The 25,185-nt window shown below is 37.9% G+C and carries 20 protein-coding genes, 3 pseudogenes and 1 riboswitch (1 of these 24 cut by a window edge); of the genes and pseudogenes, 15 read left to right on the top strand and 8 right to left on the bottom strand.

Annotated features, from left to right (window positions below):
- Positions 1–145: pseudogene (locus ACHZEU_RS11305) on the top strand (glycine C-acetyltransferase) (it extends 1,055 nt beyond the left edge of the window).
- 175 nt (positions 146–320) lie between these two features.
- Here ACHZEU_RS11305 and ACHZEU_RS11300 read toward each other — a convergent pair.
- The 6 genes and pseudogenes from ACHZEU_RS11300 to ACHZEU_RS11275 form a co-directional block, all read right to left on the bottom strand.
- Positions 321–1,517, bottom strand: a pseudogene (locus ACHZEU_RS11300) (CaiB/BaiF CoA transferase family protein).
- Positions 1,514–2,674, bottom strand: a pseudogene (locus ACHZEU_RS11295) (alpha-hydroxy-acid oxidizing protein). Before ACHZEU_RS11295 ends, ACHZEU_RS11300 begins: the two co-directional pseudogenes overlap by 4 nt.
- Positions 2,675–2,688: 14 nt before the next feature.
- Positions 2,689–3,468 (bottom strand): enoyl-CoA hydratase/isomerase family protein, encoded by a 780-nt coding sequence (locus tag ACHZEU_RS11290; protein WP_404804535.1) that lies wholly within the window; start codon positions 3,466–3,468, stop codon positions 2,689–2,691.
- A 13-nt stretch (positions 3,469–3,481) separates the two neighbouring features.
- The gene (locus tag ACHZEU_RS11285) at positions 3,482–4,153 is read right to left on the bottom strand and encodes a methionine ABC transporter permease (RefSeq protein WP_048393370.1); all 672 of its coding nucleotides are present in this window, start codon (positions 4,151–4,153) and stop codon (positions 3,482–3,484) included.
- The gene (locus ACHZEU_RS11280; protein WP_066037030.1) at positions 4,146–5,171 is read right to left on the bottom strand and encodes a methionine ABC transporter ATP-binding protein; all 1,026 of its coding nucleotides are present in this window, start codon (positions 5,169–5,171) and stop codon (positions 4,146–4,148) included. Before ACHZEU_RS11280 ends, ACHZEU_RS11285 begins: the two co-directional genes overlap by 8 nt.
- A 107-nt stretch (positions 5,172–5,278) precedes the next feature.
- Positions 5,279–6,109 (bottom strand): MetQ/NlpA family ABC transporter substrate-binding protein, encoded by an 831-nt coding sequence (locus ACHZEU_RS11275; RefSeq protein WP_404804534.1) that lies wholly within the window; start codon positions 6,107–6,109, stop codon positions 5,279–5,281.
- An 88-nt stretch (positions 6,110–6,197) separates the two neighbouring features.
- A riboswitch (SAM riboswitch) is annotated at positions 6,198–6,302 on the bottom strand.
- A 122-nt stretch (positions 6,303–6,424) separates the two neighbouring features.
- On the opposite strand from ACHZEU_RS11275, the gene ACHZEU_RS11270 reads away from it, so the two are divergent.
- Positions 6,425–6,928 (top strand): PPC domain-containing DNA-binding protein, encoded by a 504-nt coding sequence (locus ACHZEU_RS11270; protein WP_048393374.1) that lies wholly within the window; start codon positions 6,425–6,427, stop codon positions 6,926–6,928.
- A gap of 42 nt (positions 6,929–6,970) precedes the next feature.
- On the opposite strand, the gene ACHZEU_RS11265 is transcribed toward ACHZEU_RS11270, so the two are convergent.
- Complete coding sequence (locus tag ACHZEU_RS11265) at positions 6,971–8,140, bottom strand: pyridoxal phosphate-dependent aminotransferase (RefSeq protein ID WP_404804533.1); 1,170 nt, start codon at positions 8,138–8,140, stop codon at positions 6,971–6,973.
- Positions 8,141–8,236: 96 nt separating this feature from the next.
- On the opposite strand from ACHZEU_RS11265, the gene ACHZEU_RS11260 reads away from it, so the two are divergent.
- Positions 8,237–9,031, top strand: a complete 795-nt coding sequence (locus ACHZEU_RS11260) for a carbon-nitrogen family hydrolase (protein ID WP_404804532.1) — start codon at positions 8,237–8,239, stop codon at positions 9,029–9,031.
- A gap of 52 nt (positions 9,032–9,083) precedes the next feature.
- Here the strand turns inward: ACHZEU_RS11260 and ACHZEU_RS11255 are convergent, their stop codons facing one another.
- Positions 9,084–10,652 carry a PucR family transcriptional regulator ligand-binding domain-containing protein gene (locus ACHZEU_RS11255; RefSeq protein WP_066037027.1) on the bottom strand — a complete coding sequence of 523 codons (1,569 nt, stop codon included), beginning with the start codon at positions 10,650–10,652 and terminating at the stop codon, positions 9,084–9,086.
- A gap of 233 nt (positions 10,653–10,885) precedes the next feature.
- Here ACHZEU_RS11255 and ACHZEU_RS11250 point away from each other — a divergent pair, with 233 nt between their 5' ends.
- The 12 genes from ACHZEU_RS11250 (at position 10,886) to ACHZEU_RS11195 (ending at position 25,175) form a co-directional block, all read left to right on the top strand.
- Positions 10,886–12,298 (top strand): amino acid permease, encoded by a 1,413-nt coding sequence (locus ACHZEU_RS11250; protein WP_279493801.1) that lies wholly within the window; start codon positions 10,886–10,888, stop codon positions 12,296–12,298.
- 24 nt (positions 12,299–12,322) lie between these two features.
- Positions 12,323–13,852, top strand: coding sequence for a CoA-acylating methylmalonate-semialdehyde dehydrogenase (locus tag ACHZEU_RS11245; RefSeq protein WP_048393386.1), 1,530 nt, complete (start codon positions 12,323–12,325; stop codon positions 13,850–13,852).
- 24 nt (positions 13,853–13,876) lie between these two features.
- The gene (locus tag ACHZEU_RS11240; RefSeq protein WP_048393388.1) at positions 13,877–15,229 is read left to right on the top strand and encodes an aspartate aminotransferase family protein; all 1,353 of its coding nucleotides are present in this window, start codon (positions 13,877–13,879) and stop codon (positions 15,227–15,229) included.
- 482 nt (positions 15,230–15,711) lie between these two features.
- Positions 15,712–17,295 carry a glutathione ABC transporter substrate-binding protein gene (locus ACHZEU_RS11235; protein WP_319839888.1) on the top strand — a complete coding sequence of 528 codons (1,584 nt, stop codon included), beginning with the start codon at positions 15,712–15,714 and terminating at the stop codon, positions 17,293–17,295.
- Positions 17,296–17,361: 66 nt separating this feature from the next.
- Positions 17,362–18,285 carry an ABC transporter permease gene (locus tag ACHZEU_RS11230; RefSeq protein WP_404804531.1) on the top strand — a complete coding sequence of 308 codons (924 nt, stop codon included), beginning with the start codon at positions 17,362–17,364 and terminating at the stop codon, positions 18,283–18,285.
- Between the two features lie 13 nt (positions 18,286–18,298).
- A complete protein-coding gene (locus ACHZEU_RS11225; protein ID WP_048393395.1) occupies positions 18,299–19,195 on the top strand; it encodes an ABC transporter permease in 897 nt (298 codons plus the stop codon).
- An 11-nt stretch (positions 19,196–19,206) separates the two neighbouring features.
- Positions 19,207–20,199, top strand: coding sequence for an ABC transporter ATP-binding protein (locus ACHZEU_RS11220; RefSeq protein ID WP_404804530.1), 993 nt, complete (start codon positions 19,207–19,209; stop codon positions 20,197–20,199).
- Positions 20,192–21,157, top strand: coding sequence for an ABC transporter ATP-binding protein (locus tag ACHZEU_RS11215; protein ID WP_054549116.1), 966 nt, complete (start codon positions 20,192–20,194; stop codon positions 21,155–21,157). Before ACHZEU_RS11220 ends, ACHZEU_RS11215 begins: the two co-directional genes overlap by 8 nt.
- Before the next feature lie 18 nt (positions 21,158–21,175).
- Complete coding sequence (locus ACHZEU_RS11210; protein WP_112117293.1) at positions 21,176–22,054, top strand: sugar phosphate isomerase/epimerase; 879 nt, start codon at positions 21,176–21,178, stop codon at positions 22,052–22,054.
- A gap of 13 nt (positions 22,055–22,067) precedes the next feature.
- Positions 22,068–23,126 carry a Gfo/Idh/MocA family protein gene (locus ACHZEU_RS11205; protein WP_404804529.1) on the top strand — a complete coding sequence of 353 codons (1,059 nt, stop codon included), beginning with the start codon at positions 22,068–22,070 and terminating at the stop codon, positions 23,124–23,126.
- 1 nt (position 23,127) lies between these two features.
- A complete protein-coding gene (locus ACHZEU_RS11200) occupies positions 23,128–24,009 on the top strand; it encodes a sugar phosphate isomerase/epimerase family protein (RefSeq protein ID WP_404804528.1) in 882 nt (293 codons plus the stop codon).
- Between the two features lie 14 nt (positions 24,010–24,023).
- The gene (locus tag ACHZEU_RS11195; RefSeq protein WP_404804527.1) at positions 24,024–25,175 is read left to right on the top strand and encodes an ROK family protein; all 1,152 of its coding nucleotides are present in this window, start codon (positions 24,024–24,026) and stop codon (positions 25,173–25,175) included.
- The last annotated feature ends 10 nt before the right edge of the window (positions 25,176–25,185 follow it).

The following is a 25,185-nucleotide window of genomic DNA, read 5'->3' as shown; positions in this document are numbered from 1 at the left end:
WGMMARATCAATTGTCTDCCCARCAGTTCMAAAAGGTACAGGDCGCGTTCGGAATATGCCAACAGCGGCACATACAAAAGAAATGCTTGATGATGCAATTGCGATTTACGAGAAGGTTGGTCGTGAATTAGGCGTTATTCAATAAGAAAAAGGCTTCCTCATGAATGGGGAAGCCTTTTTTGCATGATAGAAAAGAAAAAGTGAAGGATAGAATCAAAAAAGTGAAGGATAGAATCAAAAAAGTGAAGGATAGAATCAAAAAAGTGACCGATAGAAGCTTAAATCTAACTGATAGGGCGATCTAAAAATAGACAATCACTTTATTTTGACCCAATTATTTTGCCTGCCTTGAGCTGTTGAATAGCTTGATCAGAAATATTTAATGCCTGTAAAATTTCTTCATTATGTTGTCCTAAAGTGGGTGCTGCACTTGTTAGCTGTCCAGGTGTTTGTGAAAACTTAGCTGGGAAGCCCAATGTTCTCATTGGTCCAGCAGTCGGATGCTCATAGGACAGTACCATGCCACGCTCTAGTATATGAGGGTCATTCAATGTTTGGTCATAAGAATAGATTGGACTAGATGGTACACCATGCTTATCTAATAGTTCGAGCCAGTAGATAGCCTTATGCTTAATTAGCTCGCTTTCAATTTCTGCTTCCAGCTCCCTCACATGTTGGGCACGTGAATAGTTGGTAGCAAAGAGAGGATTGTCTAACCAATCAGGTCGATTGACAACCTTTGCCGCAAAAATCTCCCATAGCTTTTGATTKCYAGCWMCTACTASMATATAGTCATCCAGTGTTTTGAAACCTTGATAGGGCGCAGACACACGATGGGCGGTTCCTGTTCGCTCAGGTAACTCACCCTTTCCGAAGTAAGCAGCGGCCTCCCAAACAGTCCACGCAMKRYCTSWYWYMAMWAWSKMCRCAYCAAYATWTTGACCTTCACCACTACGAAGCTTATAAATATAGGCCATTAAAATCGATTGTAAGGCTGTTTGTGCAGCAGCAATATCATTCACCGCAAAGCCAACCTTTACAGGTCGTCCATCTGCTTCACCTGTCATATGCATTAAGCCACTCAGACCCTGAGCCATAATATCATAGCCACCCTTTTGACTATAAGGACCTGTTTGACCATAACCGGAAATAGAGCAGTAAATTAGGCCAGGATTGATGGCTTTTAATGTGTCATAATCAATACCAAGCTTTTTCGTGACACCTGGTCGATAATTTTCCACAAGTACATCAACAGATTGAATCAATTCTTTAAATAAAGTCAGTCCTTCAGTCGTTTTTAAATTGATGCAGACACCTTTTTTATTACGATTAACCATCATATACATATGACTTTCTTCATTAACGAATGGACCCATTGTACGGGTATCGTCTCCATTTGGGTATTTTTCAATTTTGATAACTTCTGCACCCATATCTGCTAATACCATGGTGCAATAGGGACCTGCTAAGACTTGTGATAAATCGATAACCTTTAATCCTTGTAATGCTTGTTTCATTTACCCTCAGTCCCATCCTGTTTGACTAATGTGATGTTGCGTAATCCTTTGACAGAGGTAGCACCGGCTAATGCGATAGAAACCTTTAATTCATCATAAAGATTGGTCATCACCTTTTCGACACCTTGTTGTCCCTCAAGGGCTAGTCCATAGACGAAAGGACGTCCAATTGCAACTGCATTCGCTCCTAAAGCAAGTGCTTTTAAGGCATCCATGCCACGATATACACCACTATCTAATATAATAGGAATTTGTCCATTCACAACTTTCACAATAGCAGGAAGGGCATCAAGTGAACCAATTACACCATCTAATTGACGGCCACCATGGTTTGATACAATAATGCCATCAATACCATTGTCGATAGCATGCTTTGCATCTTCAGGATGTAAAATTCCCTTCAATAATATAGGAAGGTTGGTATGTTTTTTTAGCTCTCGAACATGCTCCCAATTAAGTGTTGGGTGGAAGACATTTTGCAAGACACCTTGTACGTAGGACTCGAATGAATCATCAGGTAAAGTGGCTGTAAAAACGGGATCATTCATATAATTTCCTCTTGCATAGCCTAGCTTCAATGGTGAAAATTGATTGCGTACATCTTCTTCACGCCAGCCTAGCATTACGGTGTCGACAGTTAAAACGATCGCTTCAAATCCAGCTTCCTCCGCACGTGCAGCCATGCTAAAAGCAATTTCTTCATTAGTAGACCAATATAATTGAAACCATTTTGTTGCAGAAGGCGCAGCTTGAGCAACTTCTTCAAGAGCAAAAGTGGACACAGTGCTTTGTATATAAGGGATATTTAAAAACTGGGCGGCACGTGCAACGGCAAGCTCACCTTCAWCKTGAACCATTSSRTYYWWGMSMWYAKKRRSWWWAAKCWRWKKWGTTGGATAYGTWTKACSAAAYAARWGAASCKAWGTATYAACGTTTGACACATCATTTAWAWATCGGGGAACAATGGAATACTTCTCAAAAGCTGCACGATTATTGCGCAGTGTTTGTTCACCGCCAGCACCTGAACGGATGTAGCCAAAAGGGCCAGCTTCGATTTTTTCCGCTACGGCCTTTTCTAAATCTGCAAAGCAAATGGGGAAGGGGGCTTGTGCAGTTATATTTTTTAAGAGTAGATCGCCATCAGTTATGTTTGTCATCGTTACTACCTCACTTATTTATTGAAAATAGGCTTTCTTTTATTTAAAAAGGCTTGAATACCTTCGTTATAATCGTCTGAACTAAATGAATCCAAAACTAACTGTGCCAGCTCATCGTTTTCTTCAATTTCACCATCAACAATTGCTTGGATAATTTTTTTGATGCCTGCGTTTGCAATGGATGATTTACTTAATAAATGTTCAGCGAATTGCAATGTCGCCTCATCAATTTCCTCTGGTTCGTGTAGGGCCGTGATTAAACCAATATTTTTTCCCTCTTCAGCTGTAAAAATAGTAGCTGTGTACAAAATTTCCTTTGCCYTAGCGACACCAACAATATTTATGAGACGTTTCGTGCTTTCTAAATTATATACAATACCTATGTTTGCAGCGGTAATGCCTAGCTTACTCTTAGGCGTTGCTATTCTAAAATCACAAGCATTTGCTAACTCTAAGCCACCACCAATTGCTAAGCCCTGAATCATAGCAATTGTCGGGTGTGGAAATTTATAGAGAGCATCGATCGCCTTTAGAGCCAATTCATTATAGGCTTTAGCATTGTCTGTAGCATAACGAACATCTAAAAACTCGCTAATATCTGCACCGGAAGAAAAGGCTACTTCATTGACACCGCGAACAATTAAAAGTTTGATGGAAGAATCTATACGGAGCAGCTCTAGTTGGTCTACTATGGCTTGAAACATTGCCCTTGATAAAGAATTCCGTTTATCCGGGCGGTTTAATACTAACGTTGCAATATAGCCATTTTTCTCTACATAAATTTCGTTTGTCATCTTCATTCTCCTCTTAATCTTTTTTCAACTTCGCGGCGAAGCGGTTACCAATGGATTGAATGCTCTGCACAAGGATGATTAAGATAAAGACAGTTGCATACATCACATCAACCTCATAGCGCAAATGACCATAACGATAGGCAAGGTCACCTAAACCGCCAGCACCAACCATTCCTGCCATTGCTGTTGCACCAATTAATCCTATTGTGGCAATTGTTAAGCCTAAAATAATAGATGGTCGCGCTTCACGTAATAGGACATGCCAAATGATATGGCGACGTTTAATACCCATGGCTGTGTAGGCTTCTACTACTCCGGAATCCACTTCTAAAAGCGCAGACTCCATCAGTCGTGCAATATAAGGAGCTGTGTAAACAACTAGTGGAACGATTACACCTTTAACACCAATTGTTGTACCTACAATTAACTTGGTAAAAGGTAAGATGAAGAATAGTAAAATGATAAATGGAACAGAGCGAACAATATTGATAAATAGATTAAAAAACTGATAGAAAAATTTATTTTCAAAGGATTGTCCTGGTCGTGTTAAAACGATTAATAGCCCTAATGGAATGCCAATCAGAATGGAGAAAAATAATGAAATTCCGACCATTTGAAATGTTTCGATAATTGCTTTGCCAATAACATCTGACCAATCTGTAAAGAAGCTTTGGATACTACTCATTGAACGCACCTCCTAATTCTTCCACTGCCACGCCATTTTCTGAAAAATACGTTAACGCCTTTTGGACAATCTGCGTTTCGCCATGTAAATGCACCACAATATTGCCGACAATACCGTTTTTTAATTCAATAATATTAGCTGTTAAAATATTTGGTTGCACATCATATACCTTAGTGACTTCTGCTAATAATGGCTTACCAGTACTTTCACCAAGGAATGTTAAACGGATTACACTTCCTGAAACATTTAATTGCTCAATAAGAGAAGGGGATAAATTACGTTGTGAAATTGTATTCAAAAACTTTCGCGTTGTAGGGTGCTTCGGTTTCGCAAAAAGTTCAATCGCTGTGCCAAATTCCACAACTTTCCCTGATTCTAGAACAGAAACCTCATCGCAAATTTTTTGAATTACATTCATTTCATGTGTGATGAGCAGAATCGTAATGCCTAATTCACGATTAATTTTTAACAACAATTCAAGAATGGCTTCCGTTGTCTCAGGATCAAGTGCACTTGTTGCTTCGTCACTAAGTAAAATCTCTGGTTCCTGTGCTAAGGCACGTGCAATAGCCACACGCTGTTTTTGACCACCTGAAAGTTGATTTGGGTAACTATCTAGTTTATCTGTTAAACCGACAATTTCAGCATACTTAGCTACTCGGTTTTTTACTTCCGCCTCTTTATAGCCTAGTAGCTTTAAGGGAACTGCAATATTATTGTAAACTGTTGCTGTTTTTAAGAGATTAAAGTGCTGGAAGATCATCCCGATTTTTTGGCGTGTTTGACGTAATTCGTGAAGAGAAAGGGTCGTAATGTCTACATTGTCTATCACTACTTTTCCTGCTGTAGGACGTTCTAGTAGATTAACGCAACGAATGAGTGTACTTTTACCAGCACCACTATAGCCGATTACACCATGAATTTGTCCCTTTTTTACGTGAAGATTGATGCCATCCACAGCTTTTATGATGCCTTTTTTCGACTTAAATTCTTTTGAGATATTTTGTAATTGAATCATGCGATTGTTTGCTCCTTTCTCAACCTTCTAAAAAGCAAGAATCTGCTCGTCTTCCCATTGGGGAATTTCAGCAGATTCTTCGGCTTTATAGAAGCTTTCTGAACATATTACCAGCTAGGGATTACAGAACCTTTGAATTCCTCTTCGATGAATTGACGCACTTCGTCAGATTGGTAAGCCTCAACGAACTTTTTAATTGTTGGATCATTTTCATTTTCAGCACGTACAACAATATAGTTCACGTATGGAGAATCAGTAGATTCCAATAAAATAGAGTCATCTTTAGGGTTAATGCCAGCTTCTAGTGCAAAGTTTGTATTAATAGCTGCTACATCTACTTCACTAAGTTGTTTAGGAATTTGAGCTGCCTCTAATTCAATGAATTTTAAATTCTTTTTGTTTTCTTCTACATCACGGATCGAGGCTGTTAAGTCTGCACCCTCTTTTAACTTAATATAGCCAGCTTCCTGTAAAACAAAGAGGGCACGTGCTCCATTCGTTGGGTCATTTGGTAGGCCAAACGTTGCACCGTCAGGAADGBCATCAAAGGATTTATATTTTTCTGAGTAGATACCCATTGGATTTAAAATCGTCTTGCCCACTGGTACTAAATCTGTATCATGGTCTTTATTAAATGTATCTAGGAAAGGCTCGTGTTGATAGCTGTTCGCATCAAGATCACCTTCAGCTAAGGATGTATTAGGTAAAACATAGTCAGAAAATGATTTTAGTTCTACTTCTAGCCCGTTCTCTTTTGCTACTTTAGCGGCTACTTCTGCAATTTGTTCGTGTGGACCAGAAGTGACGCCTACAACGATTTTCTTTTCATCAATTCCTTCAGCTTGGCTTTTACTATCTTCTTTAGAGCCACAGCCTGCTAAAGCTGCTACTAATGTTAAACTTGYTAAACCTMYTAAWARTWTATTTTTCTTTTTCATGAWAATAYCTYMAAGATTGTTTTTATCGGTTTTTTGAAAATAAAAAAACTCTCTTACAAATTAAGAGAGGCTCATGAAAAGATGTCCTCTCTTATCTATCAAACGAAGATCGTTTGCAGGATTTAGCACCTTCCTATAAAAAGGAGGTTGCCGAGCTTCATAGGGCCAGTMCCTCAGCTACTCTTGATAAGAGATTTATAATATTTTTTTGTAATTCCGATAGAACTAATATAATTTATAGGGTATAGTAAGTCAATAAATAATTTTTAAATTTTTTATATAATTATAATATTTCGACGCAAAAGAGGGATAACAATGTCTGTAAGAGTTAATTATGGTATAGGTTCATTTGGTAAGGTTATTAGTGCTCGTTTTCTAACGGGAACAGATATCATTGAAGGAATTGAAGCGCTTTGCGAAGAGAATAGTATAGAGTCAGCAACAATTGTAAGCTGTATTGGCAGCTTTCAAAAAAGTAGCTTTGTTTATTTAGTGCCAGATGCAACAGTTCAAATTCAAGTTCGTTTTAGTGATGTGATTGAAAAAGAGGGACCATTAGAATTTATTCAAGGTTCAGGTGTGGTGTGTAAGCGAGATGGTGGATATGAGACACATTTCCATGGTTCTATGAGCGATCAATGGGGTGTTGTATCAGGTGGGCATTTAATAAAAGGGGGCAACCCTGTTATTACTGCTGACATCGTGTTGGCAGAGGTACAAGGGATTCAACATATTCGAAAATGGGATGATGAAACAGGTCATGTTCAATTTTATCCATTAGAAAATGGTTTAGGGCAACCAAGGAAAATTGAAAAATAGTAATAATCCTGTAGCTAGGGATAGCTACAGGATATGGCGTCATTATCTTATAAACAATTGTAATTGCTCGATTCTATGGATTGCTTCACGTAAGCGCTCCTCACTAACCAGCAATCCTACGCGAACATAGCCTTCACCATATTGACCGAAGCCATTACCTGCTGCTACAGCGATATCAGCTTTTTCGAGCAAAAGATCAGCAAACTGTTCACTTGTATAGCCTAGTGGTACAGGGAGCCATGCGAAGAAGGAGCCACTTGGAGCCGTAACATGCCAGCCAATTCTTCGAGCTTCTTCAATGAGTACATTGCGGCGACGCTCATAAGTAGCTCGTAGTTCATCCGCACATTGCTGGGAAGCCGTCAGTGCTACTGCTGCGGCTTGTTGAATGGCAGGGAATTGACTACAAAACAGATGATCCTGAATTAGATTAATAGCAGCAATAATCTCGGCATTCCCTACAGCGAAGCCTATACGCCAGCCAGCCATATTATAGGTTTTCGATAATGTATACATTTCAACTCCTACTTCTTTTGCACCCTTTGCTTGAAGGAAGCTAACTGGTTTATTACCGTCAAATCCTATTGCCCCATAAGCAAAATCATGTGATAMGATAATATTGTGCTCCTTCGCAAAGCGAACGGTCTCTTCAAAAAACGCAAGTGATGCTGTACCACCTGTAGGGTTGTTCGGGTAATTTAAGTAAAGAAGCTTTGCTTTTTCTTTCACTTCATCAGGTAATGCATGATAATCAGGTAAGAAATCATTTTCAGCAAAAAGGGGCATTACTTCAAAATTGACGTCTCCTAGTACAACACCTGATAGGTAATCTGGATAGCCAGGATCTGGTAAGAGCATCGTGTCACCAGGGTTTAACACAGCTAAAGGTAGCTGAACTAGACCAATTTTTGTTCCACTAAGAATCGCTGCCTCTGTATCTGGATTTAGTTCAACCTGATATTCACGTTGATAAAAGTGCGCAGCAGCTGGGCGTAATTCAGCGAGTCCTCTAAATGGTGAATATTTGTGGTTTTGAGGATTTTCAGCTGCTTCCTGTAATGCTTGAATGATGTGAATAGGCGTTGGCTGATCGGGATTTCCTTGCCCAAGGTTAATGACATCACGCCCTTCTTCTAGAGCCAAGTTTACTTTTTGAACGAGTGCTGCAAAAAATTGAGTGGGTAGTTGCTGTAGTTTTTTAGAGAATTCCATGCATGATCACCTTTTTCAGAATATAATAATTATTATTGAAGAATATGAAGCAAATAGTATTACTTTTTCTGTTAATTGTCTAGAGGAGGAATAGAGATGAAAATCGGTTGTATTCAATTAAATGTTGGCTTTGGCAAAGTTGAAGAAAATTTTGAACGTGCCGAGGATAAGATTCGTGAAGCTGCAAAAAATGGGGCAGAAATCATAGTGTTACCTGAAATGTGGAATACAGGCTATGCTTTAGAGAAACTGCCTGAGCTAGCAGATATCAATGGTGAGCGGACAAAGGCCTTTTTGGCTAAACTTGCTAAGGAACTTGATGTACATATTGTAGGGGGCTCTGTTTCAACAAAGAAAGGCGATAAATTTTATAATACGATGTATACCTTTGATCGTAATGGAGAACTTGTTGGGGAATATAGCAAGGCACATCTTTTCCGTTTAATGGWCGAGCATCTTTACTTGGAAGCAGGGGATGAAATGAATCGTTTTGCTTTAGATGATATTGAAGCTGCTGGTGTCATTTGCTATGATATTCGCTTCCCAGAATGGTTACGTGCACAWGCATTACAAGGAGCAAAGGTATTATTTGTACCAGCGCAGTGGCCAACTCCAAGGATTGACCATTGGAAAACGTTGCTACAGGCTCGTGCAATTGAAAATCAATGCTTTGTCATTGCAGTAAATCGTATTTCGAAAAAGGTAGAAAATTTTAATGGGCAGTCTATGATTATTCAGCCTTGGGGAGAAGTATTATGGGTAGGTGCTGAGGACGAGGAAGTAGCAGTGATCGATGTAGACTTTTCTATTGTCGATGAAGTACGTGGAAGAATTCCTGTTTACGATGATCGTAGACCAGGACTGTATCACGATGTAGTTGTGAAAGGGTAATAAAGGGCACGCTTAGGAGGGGAGTTAACCTTTTAAGCGTGCCAACTTTTTTCTAGCTCTTATCCTCGATTAATGAATTGGCTAGTAGCATAAATTCAAGTGTAATGCGGTTATGCCCGTTCATAAAATTTTTACCAAGTAAACTTTCAAGCTTTTTTAGGCGGTGATAGAGTGTTTGACGAACAATAAACAATTGATTCGCTGTTTGCTGTTTAGAGCCATTTGTTTGTAAATACACCTGCAATGTTTCGAGAAGCTTACTATTATATTTTTCATCGTATTCAATAACGGGCTGTAAATAGTCATAAATCACTTCCTGTAAATCCACCTGCATTTGTAATTTATAGATTAAATGATATAAATGCAGATCATCGTAAAAGAACGAGGACGTTTGTACTTTTCGACAAATATATAAGGTTTCTAGTGCAGTTTGATAGCTTTTAGGAATTTCATCTACATCACAAACAACCTTCCCAATAGCTATCTGATAACCTTGTGCCTGCTGCTTTTTATAAAATTCAGTTTTGACCAAAGAGGAAAACATGTTGTTTAGCATATCACGAATGGCTTTACTATCTTTTGTATGCAGTAAAATAAAAATAACATAGCTTTTTCTTTCAAATAAAAATGGAATAAAGCCATGTTGCTCAAAGAGATTACGATAATAAAGCTTACTATAGACTACATCCTCCTGTGCCTTTGTCAACGTATTAGGAGAAGCCAAAATAAAGACAGTGCCACTGGATTGTGTATAGTTAGTATAATGTGTAACGATAAATTTATAGATTTCCTCCTTAGATAGTTTTTGATCAATCCAATCAGCTAAAATCGAAGCATCCTCAATATTCTTTTTTTCCTCAATATAGAACTCTCGCATTAAAAGCTGTGCCAACGCTGTTGCCGTGCGATCTAATATTAATAATTCAAATTCGGAGAAAAGCCCATCTTCTCGATAAATTGATAAATCGGCATAATGTTGATCAAATAGAAAAATAGGCTCATGTTTAAATTGCTGAGACGATGTATTCAATGTTAGGAATTGCTGCCGCTTTTTATGAGCCATATTCGGGAAAAAGACAGGTTCTCTTCCCTTAATGGAAAACATAATTTGTATTTTTAATTCATTATACATATTTTGTAAAATATCGTCCGTGTTTTGTCCCAATACTGCATTTTTGTTCAATGTTTGTGAGTAAGCTTCTAGTGAAGAAATCAATAGATATTGCTGATTGATAATTTGACTATGTAAATCCTGTGTAATACGAACAAAAGGAACTGCTTCATGGAAAACAATAATAGGAAACTGGTGGCGGTTGGCAAGTGTTAAAATCGCTTCGGGTACTGCTTGAATAGAGGTGCCATATTCAATACAAAGTGCTGCACAATTTTTTTGAATGATGGCTTCTATAAAGGACACAAAGTCCTCAATACTATGTTGGAGACTAAGCCCTGTAGTTAATACTAACTCTTCACCAACTAAAAAATTATCAACATGTATGATTTCTAGTACATGTGCCCATTTAACGCTCCTTGTTAATCCCTCATGACCTGCAACTACCTCTGCATTTTGAAAATATTTATTCTGTAAAACGTCTAGTACTTTTAGTTGAAATGGGCTCATTTTTGCCCCTCCTTTTGACATGCGTGTCAGCGGTTAGAATTCAAAAATTTCTGCTTGGTGCAGAGAATTTACTCATAAAATCGTTTAAAAATTATTTTAAGAATATTTAGTCTATTTTACATTATGTATAAAACAAAAGTATAGAATTTTACAGTTTGTCTATTACTTCAACGTTATGAAAGATGTAAGATTTTTGTAAGCGATCAAGCAATCTACTAAAAGAGGTGACAGATATGGGGCGACAAACGCATTTACAAAGAGGATTAAAGAAGCGGCATATGACGATGATTGCGATTGCCGGTGTAATCGGTGCTGGACTATTTATGGGGAGTGGCTCGGTCATTAATCTAGCTGGTCCAGGGGCAATTTTATCGTATATATTTGCAGGAATTATCGTTGTATTAGTTATGCGTATGCTAGGTGAGATGGCGGCAGTCAATCCAACGAGTGGATCGTTTGCTCACTATGCACATGAAGCCATTGGTCCGTGGGCAGGTTTTATGATTGGATGGTTGTACTGGTTTTTCTGGGTGATTGCCATTGCTTTAGAGGCAACAGCAGCAGCTGCCATTATTCAATATTGGTACGATGGGATTCCTTTATGGCTTTTAAGTCTGTTATTAACTGTAGCACTTACATTAACAAATGTTCTTTCTGTCAAAGCTTTTGGTGAGTTTGAGTATTGGTTCTCTCTTATTAAGGTTGCAAGTATAGTCGTTTTTCTAGGTCTTGGTGCTTTTATTATCTTTGGTATTGCTCCAAACTTTAATGCTGTTGGTATGACCAATTTAGTTGAACAGGGTGGTTTTTTGCCAAATGGTTTTGGCGCTGTTCTAATGGGTGTCGTTATCGTTATTTTTTCATTTATGGGGACAGAAATCGTTGCGATTGCTGCTGGTGAATCGGATGAACCGTTAGCCGCTGTCACAAAAGCTACCAATTCTATTACTTGGCGTATTTTAATTTTCTATGTAGGCTCTATTGCAGTTGTAGTGACGCTATTGCCTTGGCATTCCTCAGATATTTTAACAAGTCCTTATGTAGCGGTACTTGATTATATTGGTATTCCTGCAGCCGCACAAATTATGAATTTTGTTGTTTTAACTGCTGTATTATCATGCCTAAATTCAGCACTATATGCTACATCAAGAATGGTATTTTCTTTAGCGGAAAAAGGAGAAGCACCAAAGGCATTTTTAAAATTAAATAAAAATGGTGCACCTGTTAATGCCATACTTGCCGCAACATTTTTCTCATATATTGCGGTCATTATGAACTATGTGTCGCCAGATAAAGTATTTATGTTTTTATTAAGTTCTTGTAGTGCTATTACGTTGATTCTTTATTTAATCATTGCCTTTTCACAGTTAAGAATGCGACGGAAGATTGAGCAAGAAAATCCAGAGCTATTAAAGGTGAAAATGTGGCTATTTCCATATTTAACATATTTAACAATAGTAGCAACAACAGCATTACTCATTGCGATGTTCTTTATAGAGTCTATGCGCTCACAAATTTTATTTACATGCGTTATTGTGGCCATTGTGATGCTTTTCTATATGCTGACTCAAAAGAAAAAGGTGATCAAACAAGCCGATGAATCAAGTTCCCTTTTCACAAAAGACAAGTTTGATTTTGAACAATAAGACGAAAAAAAGGAGTGGTCAATTATGACAGTTCAACAAGAAATGAAAACGCTAACACATTTTATCAAAGGAGAAGAGGTAGCAGGTACAAGTAACAGATTCTCTGAAGTATATAATCCGTCAACAGGTGAGGTTATTGCAAGAGTACCCCTTGCTTCAAGAGCCGAGGTAAAGCATGCTATTCAGTTAGCTAAGGAAGCCTTTCCAGCATGGAAAAAAACATCAATTGGGAAGCGGGTAGAAGTGCTACATCGTTTCCGTCAGCTGTTAGTAGAAAGACAGGAAGAACTTATCAATGTGATTTGCCAAGAAAGTGGAAAAACTAAGGAAGATGCGAAAGGTGAAATTGTTCGTGGTATTGAATCTGTGGATATGGCGATCAGTGCCCCCCAATTGCTAAAAGGAGAGTATTCCGTCAATGTAGGTGGAAATATTAATGCTTTTTCTGCCAAATCGCCTCTTGGTGTAGTAGCAACCATTGCACCATTTAATTTCCCTGTTATGGTACCACTGGCTATTACAAGTATGGCTGTTGCGGTAGGAAATGCAGTTATTCTAAAGCCATCTGAACGTGTACCTATTTCAGCATTATATTTGTGCCAATTATGGAAAGAGGCAGGTCTACCAGACGGTATTTGGACAGTGGTTAATGGAGATAAAGAGGCAGTCGATGAACTATTAGAAAATAAAGAGATTCAAGCAATTTCATTTGTTGGCTCAACGCCTGTTGCTGAATATATCTATCAAACTGGGACAAAGCACAATAAACGAGTCGCTGCATTTGGTGGTGGAAAGAACTTTATGATTGTTATGCCTGATGCCAATTTAGAACAGACAGCAAATGCCTTTTTAGGAGCAGCATATGGCGCAGCATCTCAGCGTTGCATGGCTATTTCTGGTGCACTCGTTGTAGGGAAGGATACGGAGCAACGATTTACGGAAATATTGAAAAATAAAATTTCCGAACTAAAGGTAGGGCCTTATACAGAGCAAGACGTCGATTTTGGTCCTGTTATCACTAAACAATCAAAGGAAACGATTATACGTTATATCGATGGGGCGGTCAGTGAAGGAGCGAATCTTGTCATCGACGGAAGAAATCCAAAAGTATGTGAATCGTCAAATGGTTTTTATCTTGGTCCTACTTTACTTAATCATGTCACACCAGAAATGACGATCTTCAAAGAGGAGGTCTTTGGTCCAGCACGTATTGTAGTAGGGGTTGATTCACTACAAGAGGCTATTGATTTAATAAATGATCATGAGCTTGGCAATGGTGTCACAATGTTTACAAGCAGTGGTGCGGCAGCGCGTAAATTCCAAGAAGAAATAGAGGTGGGTATGGTAGGGGTAAATGTGCCAATCCCAATCCCAGTTGGCTATCATAACTTTGGTGGGTGGAAACGCTCTAAGTTTGGTGAAGGGCATATGTTTGGTCCAGATCAGGCGAGGTTCTTTACAAAGGCAAAAACGATTTCTGAACGTTGGCCCGATGAGACAGAGGATACAGCAAGCTCCTTTGCGTTCCCAAGTAATAACGATGCGAAAAACTAAAATAATAATGAGGGGTGTTTGGCGATGACGCAGATCAATCTTAAAAGTGATGTATTAGCAAAGGATGAGCAATATGTATGGCATTCGATGAAACCCTATAATCCACAAGCCACGTATGTAGTAGAGAAATCTGATGGTGCAAGAATTACTGATACAGATGGTGTGGAATATATTGATGCGATGGCTGGGCTATGGTGTGTCAATGTTGGCTATGGTCGTAAAGAATTAGCGGATGCAGCCCATGAACAAATGATGAAAAATGCTTATGCACCTTTATCTCAGGGACATTTACCAGCCGTGGAACTAGCCGAAAAACTTAATGAAATGCTTGGTGGAGATTATGTTATTTTCTTCTCTAACAGTGGTTCAGAAGCGAATGAAACAGCTTTTAAAATAGCTCGACAATACCATCAGCAAAAAGGACAAAGCTCGCGCTATAAAATCGTCTCTCGCTACCGTGCTTATCATGGGAACTCCTTTGGTGCATTAGCGGCAACAGGGCAGGCGGAGCGTAAATATAAATATGAGCCTCTATCACCTGGCTTTATCCATGTTGCACCACCTGATCAATATCGTGAGCATGAAAGTGAGACTATTGCACCATTAGATTTAGCGAGTGTAAAGGCCGTAGACAAAACGATGACCTGGGAGCTGGGCGATACAATTGCAGCAATGATCTTAGAGCCTATTATTACAGGTGGTGGTGTCATTATGCCTCCAGAAAACTATTTAAAAGGTATTGAAGAAGTATGCAAAAAACACGGCGCTTTAATGATTGTGGATGAGGTTATTTGTGGCTTTGGTCGTACAGGGAAGCCATTTGGATTTATGAATTATGGTGTAAAGCCTGATATTATTACAATGGCCAAAGGAATTACAAGTGCCTATTTACCATTATCAGCTACAGCGGTAAAGCGTGAAATATATGAGGCGTTTACTGGATCAGATGCATACGGCTATTTCCGCCATGTAAATACATTCGGTGGCTCACCGGTGGCATGTGCAGTCGCATTAAAAAATATTGAGATTCTTGAGCAAGAGGCTTTATTTGACCGTTCCAAGGAAATTGGTGCAGTAACACTAAAAACACTGCAACAAGAATTACAGCCTCACCCAAATGTAGGAGATGTACGAGGCAAAGGCTTATTGATTGGAATTGAATTAGTGGTAGATAAAGTTTCGAAAGAACCTTTACCTGTGGAGAAAGTGAATGCTGTCATTGCAGCATGTAAAGGGCAAGGGGTCATCATTGGGAAAAATGGAGCTACTGTAGCAGGGTTTAATAATGTCTTAACGTTATCACCACCACTTAATATTTCACAAGAAGATCTTGACCGCATACTAAATGTGGTTGTGAATAGTATAAATACGCTATAGCAACTATTCATGTAGGTTCTAAAAGCCATGTAATAAGGGCTTTTAGAACTTTTATTATTGGCCTTTGGGGCAACAAAAACTCTAGGGATAATTATTATAGTTCAATAAAAACAATTATAAAATTCTGAAATTTATTAAAAAAATAGTGGAAATAATAGATTTCATAGTTTATAGTTGTTAAAAAATAATTAATTTTCTGATAATAAAAATGTCCTGAGAGGGAATATTTTTTTACTCATTTATTTTCAGCAGTGGAATAAATACACCTTGTATTTTGAACTATACTTTCTGATTAAAAGCAATTGTGATAGTTGAGGGAGCAATTTTTCCTGAATTGAATTGTCTAATCGTAAGAAAATATAGTTTATTTTTTGCCTACTTATTTTCATCAGTGGAGAAAATAAATGTTTTTTGGTAATTATATTTCTTAATTTAAGTTATAAGAAATATTCTTATAGATTTTTACAAAGGGAGTAGATGAGATGAATTATGTTAAAAAATTGGTTTTTGTAATTCTATGTACGTTGCTTTTAGCAGCATGCGCAGAGAAAGACAATTCTAACGCATCAAATACTGGGGACAAGTCTACTACAGATTCAGGTACAGCTAGTTCAAAAAATGAACTTGTTATCGCTGTAAATGAAAACTTTATTTCAATGGATCCACATAACACAGGGGATACGAATTCGAGTTCTGTACAGGAGACAATGCTAGAAGGATTGTTAGGCTTTAATGCAGATGGTCAAATTATTAAGGTTCTAGCAGATGACTATTCAATTAGTGAAGACGCGCTAGTCTATACATTCAAACTTAAAGAAGGGGTTACTTTCCATGACGGGGAGCAGTTTAATGCTGAAGCTGTAAAGGTCAACATTGAACGAATCATGAATGATGAAAGCTTACGTTTATATTCTCGTGGTTTTAGCTTAATCAGCGATGTTGAAATCCTAGGCGACTATGAAATTAAAGTTACTTTAAAAGAACCATATGGACCAATGATTACGCGTTTCGGAGTTGCCAAAATGATTAGTCCAAAAATGATTAAAGAAAATTCAGCAGATATACCTAAAAAACCTGTTGGTACAGGACCATATAAATTTGTTGAATGGGTACAAGGAGACCATTTAACAATTGAAAACTTTGATGGCTATTGGGAAGGTGGAGAACGTGTTGCTAAAATCACCTATAAACCAGTGCCAGAAAACGGCTCGCGCGTAGCGATGCTAAAAGCGGGCGATGCTCAGGTTATCTATCCAGTGCCAGCACAAAATATTGATGAGCTTTCTAATAGTAAAGATGTAGAGGTAAATAAGGTTCCTTCTACAATTGCACATTACGTTTCATTAAATACCTATAAAAAACCTTTGGATGATATTAAAGTTCGACAAGCCTTTAACTACGCCGTGGACAAGGATGCTTATTTAAAAGTGGTGAATGCAGGGCTTGGTTTACCATTAGACTCTATTATTCCTTCCAAAACCGTTTATTATAAGCAGCAAAAAATGTATGAACACAATATTGAAAAGGCAAAAGAATTATTGGCTGAGGCAGGCTATCCAGATGGTTTCGATATTGAAATCTGGGGGAACACGAACTCGGATACGATGAAGGGTATGCAGTTTATTCAACAACAGTTAGGTCAAATAGGTGTAAAAGTAGAAATTAAATCGATGGAAGAAGGAACTTTATCAGACGAAATCTATGGTGCACAAACACCAGATGATGCGAAATTACAAATGTGGTATGTGAGTTGGTCAGCGTATGCTTCGGATATAACGAATGCAACAAAGCCTCTTTTCCATAGCGTATCATTCCCACCGAATGGTGCAAATACAGCTTACTATCATAACACGGAGGCAGATCAATTAATGGATGAAGCTAACTCCATTTCAGATGTAGATCGCCAAGCTGAATTATATGAAAAATTACAGGAAATCGTTTATCAAGATACACCTTGGATTTTCTTAGGGGTAGATGAAGTTGTATATGGTGTACGTTCAAATGTGAGCGGTGTGCTAGTAAACCCTACAGGTGGGCTTGATGTGAAGAATGCCAAAGTGGAGTAATGAACAGTAAAAGGAATTGATGCTCGTCAATTCCTTTTCCATAAAAATAGAAAGGAGGAAGGCCACATGTGGAAGTATATAGCAAGAAGAACTGTTKAAMYSWTACYGMWATTAATTGTCATTTCTATATTAACATTCTTATTTATTCATTTCATACCAGGTGACCCTGCAAGATTAGTAGCTGGTAAGGATGCCASGCTAGAAGATGTTGAAAATGTACGCCATGAGTTAGGTTTAGATAAACCCATTCTTAAACAATACATGGATTATATGAAAAATCTTGTGACGGGTGAGCTTGGAACATCTTTAACAACAGGACTACCTGTCATAGATATGTTTAAAACAAGGTTTATGCCTTCTCTTCATCTTACTTTCCTTTCCATGTTTTGGGCTACATTAATGGGTTTGGTGATTGGTGTTCTTTCTGCCATCAATAAAAACAAATGGCCTGATTATTTTGGTATGGTAACGGCTGTTTCTGGCATCTCAATTCCAGGATTTTGGTTGGGCTTATTATTAATTCAATTATTTTCAGTGCAGCTAGGGCTATTTCCGACAGGTGGATTAGATGGCTTTTCTAGTTATATTTTGCCCTCCTTGACTTTAGGGGCTGGCATTATGTCAATGATTGCGCGATTTACTCGTTCTTCCATGCTTGAAACGTTACAAGCAGATTTTATAAGAACAGGGAGAGCAAAAGGATTGAAAGAACACTCCGTTATTGTTACCCATGCTTTAAGAAATTCCTTGATTTCTGTGGTAACAGTAGCAGGTCTGCAATTCGGATTTCTCTTAGGAGGATCGGTGGTAGTGGAGACAGTCTTTAGTTTTCCAGGAATGGGACGACTTTTAATTGATTCGATTGCCTTTCGAGATTATCCCGTCATTCAGTCTGCACTGCTGTTATTTGCATTTGAATTTATTTTAGTCAATTTAATAGTTGATGTGCTTTATACCGTGTTAAATCCAAAAATCCAATTAAATTCTTAAGGGAGGGAACAAAATGACTTCACCAACTACTGTGCAAAATAGCCAAGTGCAAAATACACAAAGAAAATACTCTCCTCTTAAAGAATTTTGGAAGTCTTTTAAAAAACAAAAGGCTGCTTTGGTAGCAAGTATCTTTATAGGATTGTTAATTGTAATCGCTATTATTGGCCCTTATATCGCACCTTACGATCCTTTTGAACCGAATTATAATGCTTTATTAGAGGGACCAAGTGCAAGTCATTTGGCAGGAACGGACGAGTATGGTMGAGATATTTTTAGTCGTTTAATAGTAGGCGCAAAAATATCCTTAATGGTGAGTTTCAGTGCCGTATTTTTAGGCTTAATACTAGGAACTATTTTAGGTTTAATTAGCGGTTACTTCGGTGGGTGGGTTGACAAAATCATCATGCGTAGCTGTGATGTGTTGTTTTCATTCCCTGATTTATTATTAGCGATTGCCATTGTAGCCTTATTGGGCCCTGGTATTAATAATGTCATCATTGCTGTGATGATCTTTAGTGTGCCATCTTTTGCTCGTTTAGTCAGAGGTGCTACATTGAATGCGAAGGAGAATGTCTATGTAGAAGCAGCACAATCTATGGGAGCATCGCATGTTAGAGTGCTGTGGAAACATATTTTCCCTGAAACAATTAGTGAGTTAATCATTTTTGTCACAATGCGTATAGGGACAGCCATTTTAGCAGCTTCTGGTTTAAGTTTTTTAGGCTTAGGTGCAAGCCCTGAAATGCCTGAGTGGGGAGTAATGCTAAGTAGTGGGCGCGACTATTTAGGGACATCTTCGCATGTAGTCATCATGCCAGGTATTGCCATATTTTTAACCGTACTAGCATTTAACTTAATAGGTGATGGATTACGAGATGTGTTAGATCCAAAAATAAAAAATAATTAAGGAGAATGCCTATGCCAGAACATGTATTGCGAGTAATTGACTTAGAAACGTCCTTTACGCGTGATAATAAGGAAATCAAAATTTTAAGAGGTGTCAATTTTTCCATCCGTAAAGGAGAGATAGTAGGCTTAGTGGGAGAATCGGGCAGTGGAAAAAGCTTAACATCGTTATCCATCATGCAATTATTTCACGGTACTACAGGCAAAATCGTCAATGGCTCTATTCATTTTAATGGACATGACTTGACGAAAATGTCCGAATCAGAAATTCGGAAGATTCGTGGCAAGCAAAGGGCCATGATTTTGCAAGAGCCCATGACTTCTTTAAATCCTGTCTTAAAAATCGGCAAGCAGTTAATGGAAGCAATTGAGATGCATTTGAAGCTGCCGAAAAACGAAAGTAAGCATCATGCAATCCAAATGTTAAAAAGCGTGGGCATAGGAAGAGCCGAGGAAATCATTTATGAATATCCACATCAGCTCTCAGGAGGAATGCGCCAACGGGTAATGATTGCAATGGCTATGGCCTGCCACCCTAATTTACTTATTGCCGACGAACCAACCACTGCGCTTGATGTCACGATACAAGCTCAAATTTTAGAGCTAATGAAAAAGCTAAAGGAAGAAAATGAGACAGCTATTTTATTAATTACACATGATTTAGGTGTTGTGGCGGAAATGTGCGATAGGGTAGTGGTCATGTATGCAGGGCAGGTTGTAGAGGAAGCAGATGTCTTTGAATTATTTGCTAGCCCCAAGCATCCCTATACAAAAGGTTTAATTGCATCTGTACCGAAAATTGGTGATAACAAAGAAGTATTAGATTCTATCAATGGTCAAGTACCATCCCCACAAAATATGCCGAATGGTTGTAAATTTGCTCCACGTTGTAATCAAGCGATGTCTATATGCCATCAGGAGAGTCCACCGACAGTAAAAATTTCGGCTACACGCCAATGTAGCTGCTGGCTATATGTGAAAAAGGATGTGGAAGTAAATGCCTAACAGTATATTAAAAGTGGAGAATTTAAAAAAGAGCTTTCAAATAGCCGGAGGGTTATTTCAAAAAAAGCAATATGTTAACGCAGTTATAGATGTCTCCTTTGAAATAGAAGAAGGTACGACATTTAGTTTAGTTGGGGAAAGTGGTTGTGGGAAATCTACTACGGGCAGATTAATTACTAGATTGATAGCACCAACGAATGGAAGTATCGTTGTGGATGGGAAAGAAGTAGCTACTGCAAAGCCATCTGAATTAAGGCACTTAAGGCAAACTGTTCAAATGATTTTTCAAGATCCATATGCCTCATTGAATCCAAGAATGAAGGTCAAGGAGCTTGTTGGAGAGCCTTTAGAAATTCATACAAAACTTTCGAAAGCAGAGCGTGAAAAACTAGTGCTTGAAATGCTGGAAGTCGTTGGATTAAATGCTGAACATGCTGATCGCTATGCACATGAGTTCAGTGGTGGACAAAGACAGCGTTTGGGTATTGCCCGTGCTTTAATAACAAAGCCAAAATTAATTATTGCTGATGAGCCTGTGTCTGCGTTGGATGTATCTATACAGTCACAAATATTGAATCTATTAAAGCAATTGCAGCAAGAATATAAAATATCTTATCTCTTTATTTCTCACGATTTAAGTGTTGTAGAACATATTAGCCATTATATTGGGGTTATGTATTTAGGATCCATTGTAGAAATTGGGCGTAAAGAAACCATATTTAATGAACCAAAGCATCCCTATACACAAGCGCTCATTGCTTCCGTACCGATTGCAGACCCAACATTACGAAAAAAGAAGATCGTTTTAACTGGTGATATTCCAAATCCTAAAAATCCGCCGAGTGGTTGTACCTTCCACACAAGGTGCCCCTTTGCATCAGATATATGTAAGCAAGCTATACCAGAAATGAGGAAAATTAACGAAGAGCAAAGTGTTGCATGTCACTTTGTTAACTAATGGAGAGGATGTTTATAAATGAAAATAGGGTTAAGCACATACAGCATGGTTAAAAAAATGAGACAGGGAGAGATGGATGTTCTAGATGTTTTACAATGGGTAGCAGACAACGGTGGTCAGCATGTAGAATTAGTGCCCTATGAATTTACGGTTGTAGATAACTATGAACTTGCAACTGAAATTAAAGATAAAGCAGCAGAGCTAGGATTAGAGTTATCCGCCTATTCGTTACCAGCTAACTTTATTCAGGATACGGAGGAAGCTTTTTTAGAAGAGGTTGAACGTTTAAAGAAACATATTGATGTAGTTCATCATATGGGTATTCACATTATGCGCCATGACGTTACTCTCTTTACCTTACCAAAGGAGCAAACATCCATTCATTATTACAACGAGCATTTTGAAGAAATGGTTAGAGGCTGTCAGTTAATTGCAGATTACGCGAAACAATTTAATATTACGACAACGATTGAAAATCATGGCTTTAATGTTCAAACAAGTGATCGTGTACAACAATTAATTCATGCGGTAAACAGAGACAACTTTAAAACAACTTTAGATATCGGTAATTTTTTATGTATTGATGAAGAGCCTCTCATTGGTGTTATGAAAAACATTCCTTATGCTGCTACAGTGCATTTCAAAGATTTTTATATTCGTCCTTATTATGAAAATCCAGGTGAGGGCGAGTGGTTCCGTACAGTTCATAACAACTACATCAGAGGTGCTATTGTCGGGCATGGTGATATAAATATTCGAGAAATTATTAAACTCGTAAAAGGCAGTGGATATGATGGCTATCTTACTATTGAGTTTGAAGGGATGGAAGATTGCCAAGTTGGTTCAAAAATAGGGATGGATAATGTACGTCGTTTATGGAATGAATGCAAGCTCTAAAGGAGGAAAGCACATGGATAAATTAAAAGTTTGTGTCATTGGCACAGGTTCTATTTCAGATTTTCACTTAGGTTCCTATACGAATAATCCATACGTTGAATTATATGGCGTGTATGATKCTTCCATTGAACGAGGCAAAGCAAAAGCAGCCCAATTTGGAGCAACACATGTTTTTTCTTCAAAAGAAGAGCTATTCGCAGATAAAAATGTGGATGCTGTCAGTATTTGTACATGGAATAATACGCATGCAGAATTGGCGATTTTTGCTTTGGAAAATGACTTACATGTTCTAATAGAAAAGCCGCTATCTATGACTTATGCAGAGGCTCTAAATATCCAAAAGGTTGCAGAAAAGCATCAGAAAGTATTTCAAGTGGGCTATGTAAGACGATTTGCAACAAATACCAAAGTACTGAAAAGCTTCATCGACGATAACAAATTGGGCGATATTTATTATGCTAAGGCTTCCTGCCTAAGAAGATTAGGGAATCCAGGAGGCTGGTTTGCCGAAATTGATAAGTCTGGCGGCGGACCTTTAATTGATCTAGGGGTACATGTAATTGATATATGCTGGTACTTAATGGGTAGACCAAAGGTGAAACGTATAACAGGTCATACTTACAATCAATTAGGAAATCGAAATCATATAGAAAATTTATCCTTCTACAAGGCTGCAGACTATGATGCAACTAAAAACACAGTAGAAGACTTAGCAAATGCCCTCATTACATTTGAGAATGGAGCATCGCTAATGGTAGACGTTTCCTATACACTACATGCTTTAAAAGATGAAATAAGTATTAAGCTATATGGCACGAACGGTGGAGCAGAGCTAGAGCCTGAATTAAAAATTGTAAGTGAAGAGCATAATACAATTTTAAATATTCATCCTCAAATTAACGATCTAACTTTTGATTTTGCAACTGCCTTTCAAAATGAAATTAATTCATTTGTTGATTGTTGCCTTCATCATTATGATTCAGTTGCACCTGTGGAGGATGGGGTAGAAATTATGAAAATCTTAGAAGGTATTTATATTTCTGCAACTGAAGGAAAGGAGGTTGTTTATTAAAATGGTGAAATTGGATAATAAAATCGGTGTGATAGTAGACAGCTTTCGTTTACCTATTCGTGAAGGTTTGTTAAAGGCGAAAGAAGTTGGGGCACAGGGGGTACAAATGTATGCCGTTTCAGGTGAGCTGGACCCCGATAACCTAAATGCTGAACAAAGAGCAGAATTGAAGGCGTATATTTTAGGGTTAGGTCTAGAAATCTCCGCCTTATGTGGAGATTTAGGAGGACATGGCTTCCAAGATAAAGCAGAAAATGCCAGAAAAATAAAAAAATCAAAAGAAATACTGCAATTAGCCAAGGACCTAGGAACATCCATTGTTACAACCCATATCGGTATTATTCCTGAAGATGAAAATGACCCAATCTATCAAACAATGCTGGAAGCTTGTGAAGAATTAGGACAATATGCTACATCATTAGATGCTTATTTTGCGATTGAAACAGGGCCAGAAACGAGTAAAACATTAAAAGGGTTTTTAGATAAGCTATCAACGAATGGTGTATCGGTTAATTTTGATCCAGCCAATATGGTGATGGTAACAAAAGATGATCCTGTAGCTGGAGTCAAACTATTAAAGAAATATATTGTACATACACATGTAAAGGATGGTATTCAACTGCAGTCAACGAATCCTAAAGATGTGTACGGGTACTTAGGATACGATTCTGGAACATCTCATGATAAAATAGAAGAAATGGTGGAAAATGGAGAGTTTTTCAGAGAACTTCCATTAGGTCATGGAGATGTCAATTTCGAGCTTTATTTTTCAGCTTTACAAGAAATCGGATACAATGGCTATTTAACTATTGAACGAGAAGTGAGATCAAATCCCGAAAAAGACATCAAAGAAGCTGTACAATTCATAGAAAAGTTTAAATAGGGGTTGAATCTAATTTGAAAAAGCAAGATCAAGTACAAATGCGAAGACAAAATAAATATATTGTGCTTGACGCAATAAGGCAGATGGCGCCAATTTCAAGAATTCAATTATCAAAATATACAAAAATGAGCCCTACGACCATTACTCGTATTGTGCAGGAGCTAGAAGCGGAAGGCTTTATTCTTGAAGGGGTATCGGAAGAAACAGCCATTGGTAGACGTCCTACGTTAATTCATATGCGAGAAGATGCTTTATATACGATTGGGATAGAAATTGACTGCTTTACTATTCGAATAGGTATACTAGATTTCTTAGGGAAGCTTATTGCCTTTCAGGAAGTCAAATGTAGCATCAAGCATCAATACGAAGAAGCTATATATCTACTTAAACGATCTATAGAAAATATCATGACAGAATATCAGATTGCTCAGGATAAATTACTAGGCATTGGGATAGGAATTCCAGGAGTAATCAATAACGAGGAAGGAATTATCGTTTCCTCTGAGCAATTGAAGTGGGAAAACTGCCATATAAGAGAAGATTTAAATGGTGTTTTTGGTTGTGAAGTCATCGTAGATAATGAATTAAAAATGCAAATCATTGCTGAAATTGGTGATATCTATACGCCACAGTATTCAAATTGTATTTTAGTCGGAATTGGAACGGGAATAGGAGCATCCATATTATTAAATGGAGAAGTGTATCGTGGCATTCAAAATAAAGCTGGAGAAATAAGTCATATAACGATTAATCCCTTTGGTGAAATGTGTCACTGTGGTAAAAGAGGATGCTTATCGATGTATGTTTCTGAAGTTACGCTGTTAAAAAGAACACCTAAAAATCTTAATATTCAATCAATAGAAGAGGTTTTGCAGTGTGTTGATCAAGGTGAGCAATGGGCAATCGATATTCAACAAGATGTAGCTACTTTTCTAGCTGTAGCCATCAATAATCTAGTTTGTTTATACGAACCAGAGGCTGTCATCGTCAGTGGAGAAATTATTGAGCACAATGTGACATTTCAAAAACTACTTAGTGAAAAGTGTAAACAGTATATATGGAAGGAATTACAACCCTACTTTGATTTGCAGTTTTCCAATCAATTAAAAGAAGGGGTTGTTAAAGGAGCGGCATTACAAGCACAAAAGCAGTTGCTGTCTGTTTAAAGAAAGGTTG

Origin of the sequence: Lysinibacillus sp. S1, assembly GCF_044986265.1 — a bacterium.
Lineage (GTDB): Bacteria > Bacillota > Bacilli > Bacillales_A > Planococcaceae > Lysinibacillus > Lysinibacillus capsici.
The sequence above is the reverse complement of the archived record's forward strand: the minus strand, read 5'-3'. Positions and strand labels throughout refer to the sequence as shown.

Coding starts and splice junctions, on each gene's coding strand:
- ACHZEU_RS11285 (WP_048393370.1), bottom strand. CDS start 4,153: ATGAGTAGTATCCAAAGCTTCTTTACAGATTGGTCAGATGTTATTGGC.
- ACHZEU_RS11280 (WP_066037030.1), bottom strand. CDS start 5,171: ATGATTCAATTACAAAATATCTCAAAAGAATTTAAGTCGAAAAAAGGC.
- ACHZEU_RS11270 (WP_048393374.1), top strand. CDS start 6,425: ATGTCTGTAAGAGTTAATTATGGTATAGGTTCATTTGGTAAGGTTATT.
- ACHZEU_RS11255 (WP_066037027.1), bottom strand. CDS start 10,652: ATGAGCCCATTTCAACTAAAAGTACTAGACGTTTTACAGAATAAATAT.
- ACHZEU_RS11250 (WP_279493801.1), top strand. CDS start 10,886: ATGGGGCGACAAACGCATTTACAAAGAGGATTAAAGAAGCGGCATATG.
- ACHZEU_RS11245 (WP_048393386.1), top strand. CDS start 12,323: ATGACAGTTCAACAAGAAATGAAAACGCTAACACATTTTATCAAAGGA.
- ACHZEU_RS11240 (WP_048393388.1), top strand. CDS start 13,877: ATGACGCAGATCAATCTTAAAAGTGATGTATTAGCAAAGGATGAGCAA.
- ACHZEU_RS11235 (WP_319839888.1), top strand. CDS start 15,712: ATGAATTATGTTAAAAAATTGGTTTTTGTAATTCTATGTACGTTGCTT.
- ACHZEU_RS11220 (WP_404804530.1), top strand. CDS start 19,207: ATGCCAGAACATGTATTGCGAGTAATTGACTTAGAAACGTCCTTTACG.
- ACHZEU_RS11215 (WP_054549116.1), top strand. CDS start 20,192: ATGCCTAACAGTATATTAAAAGTGGAGAATTTAAAAAAGAGCTTTCAA.
- ACHZEU_RS11210 (WP_112117293.1), top strand. CDS start 21,176: ATGAAAATAGGGTTAAGCACATACAGCATGGTTAAAAAAATGAGACAG.
- ACHZEU_RS11200 (WP_404804528.1), top strand. CDS start 23,128: ATGGTGAAATTGGATAATAAAATCGGTGTGATAGTAGACAGCTTTCGT.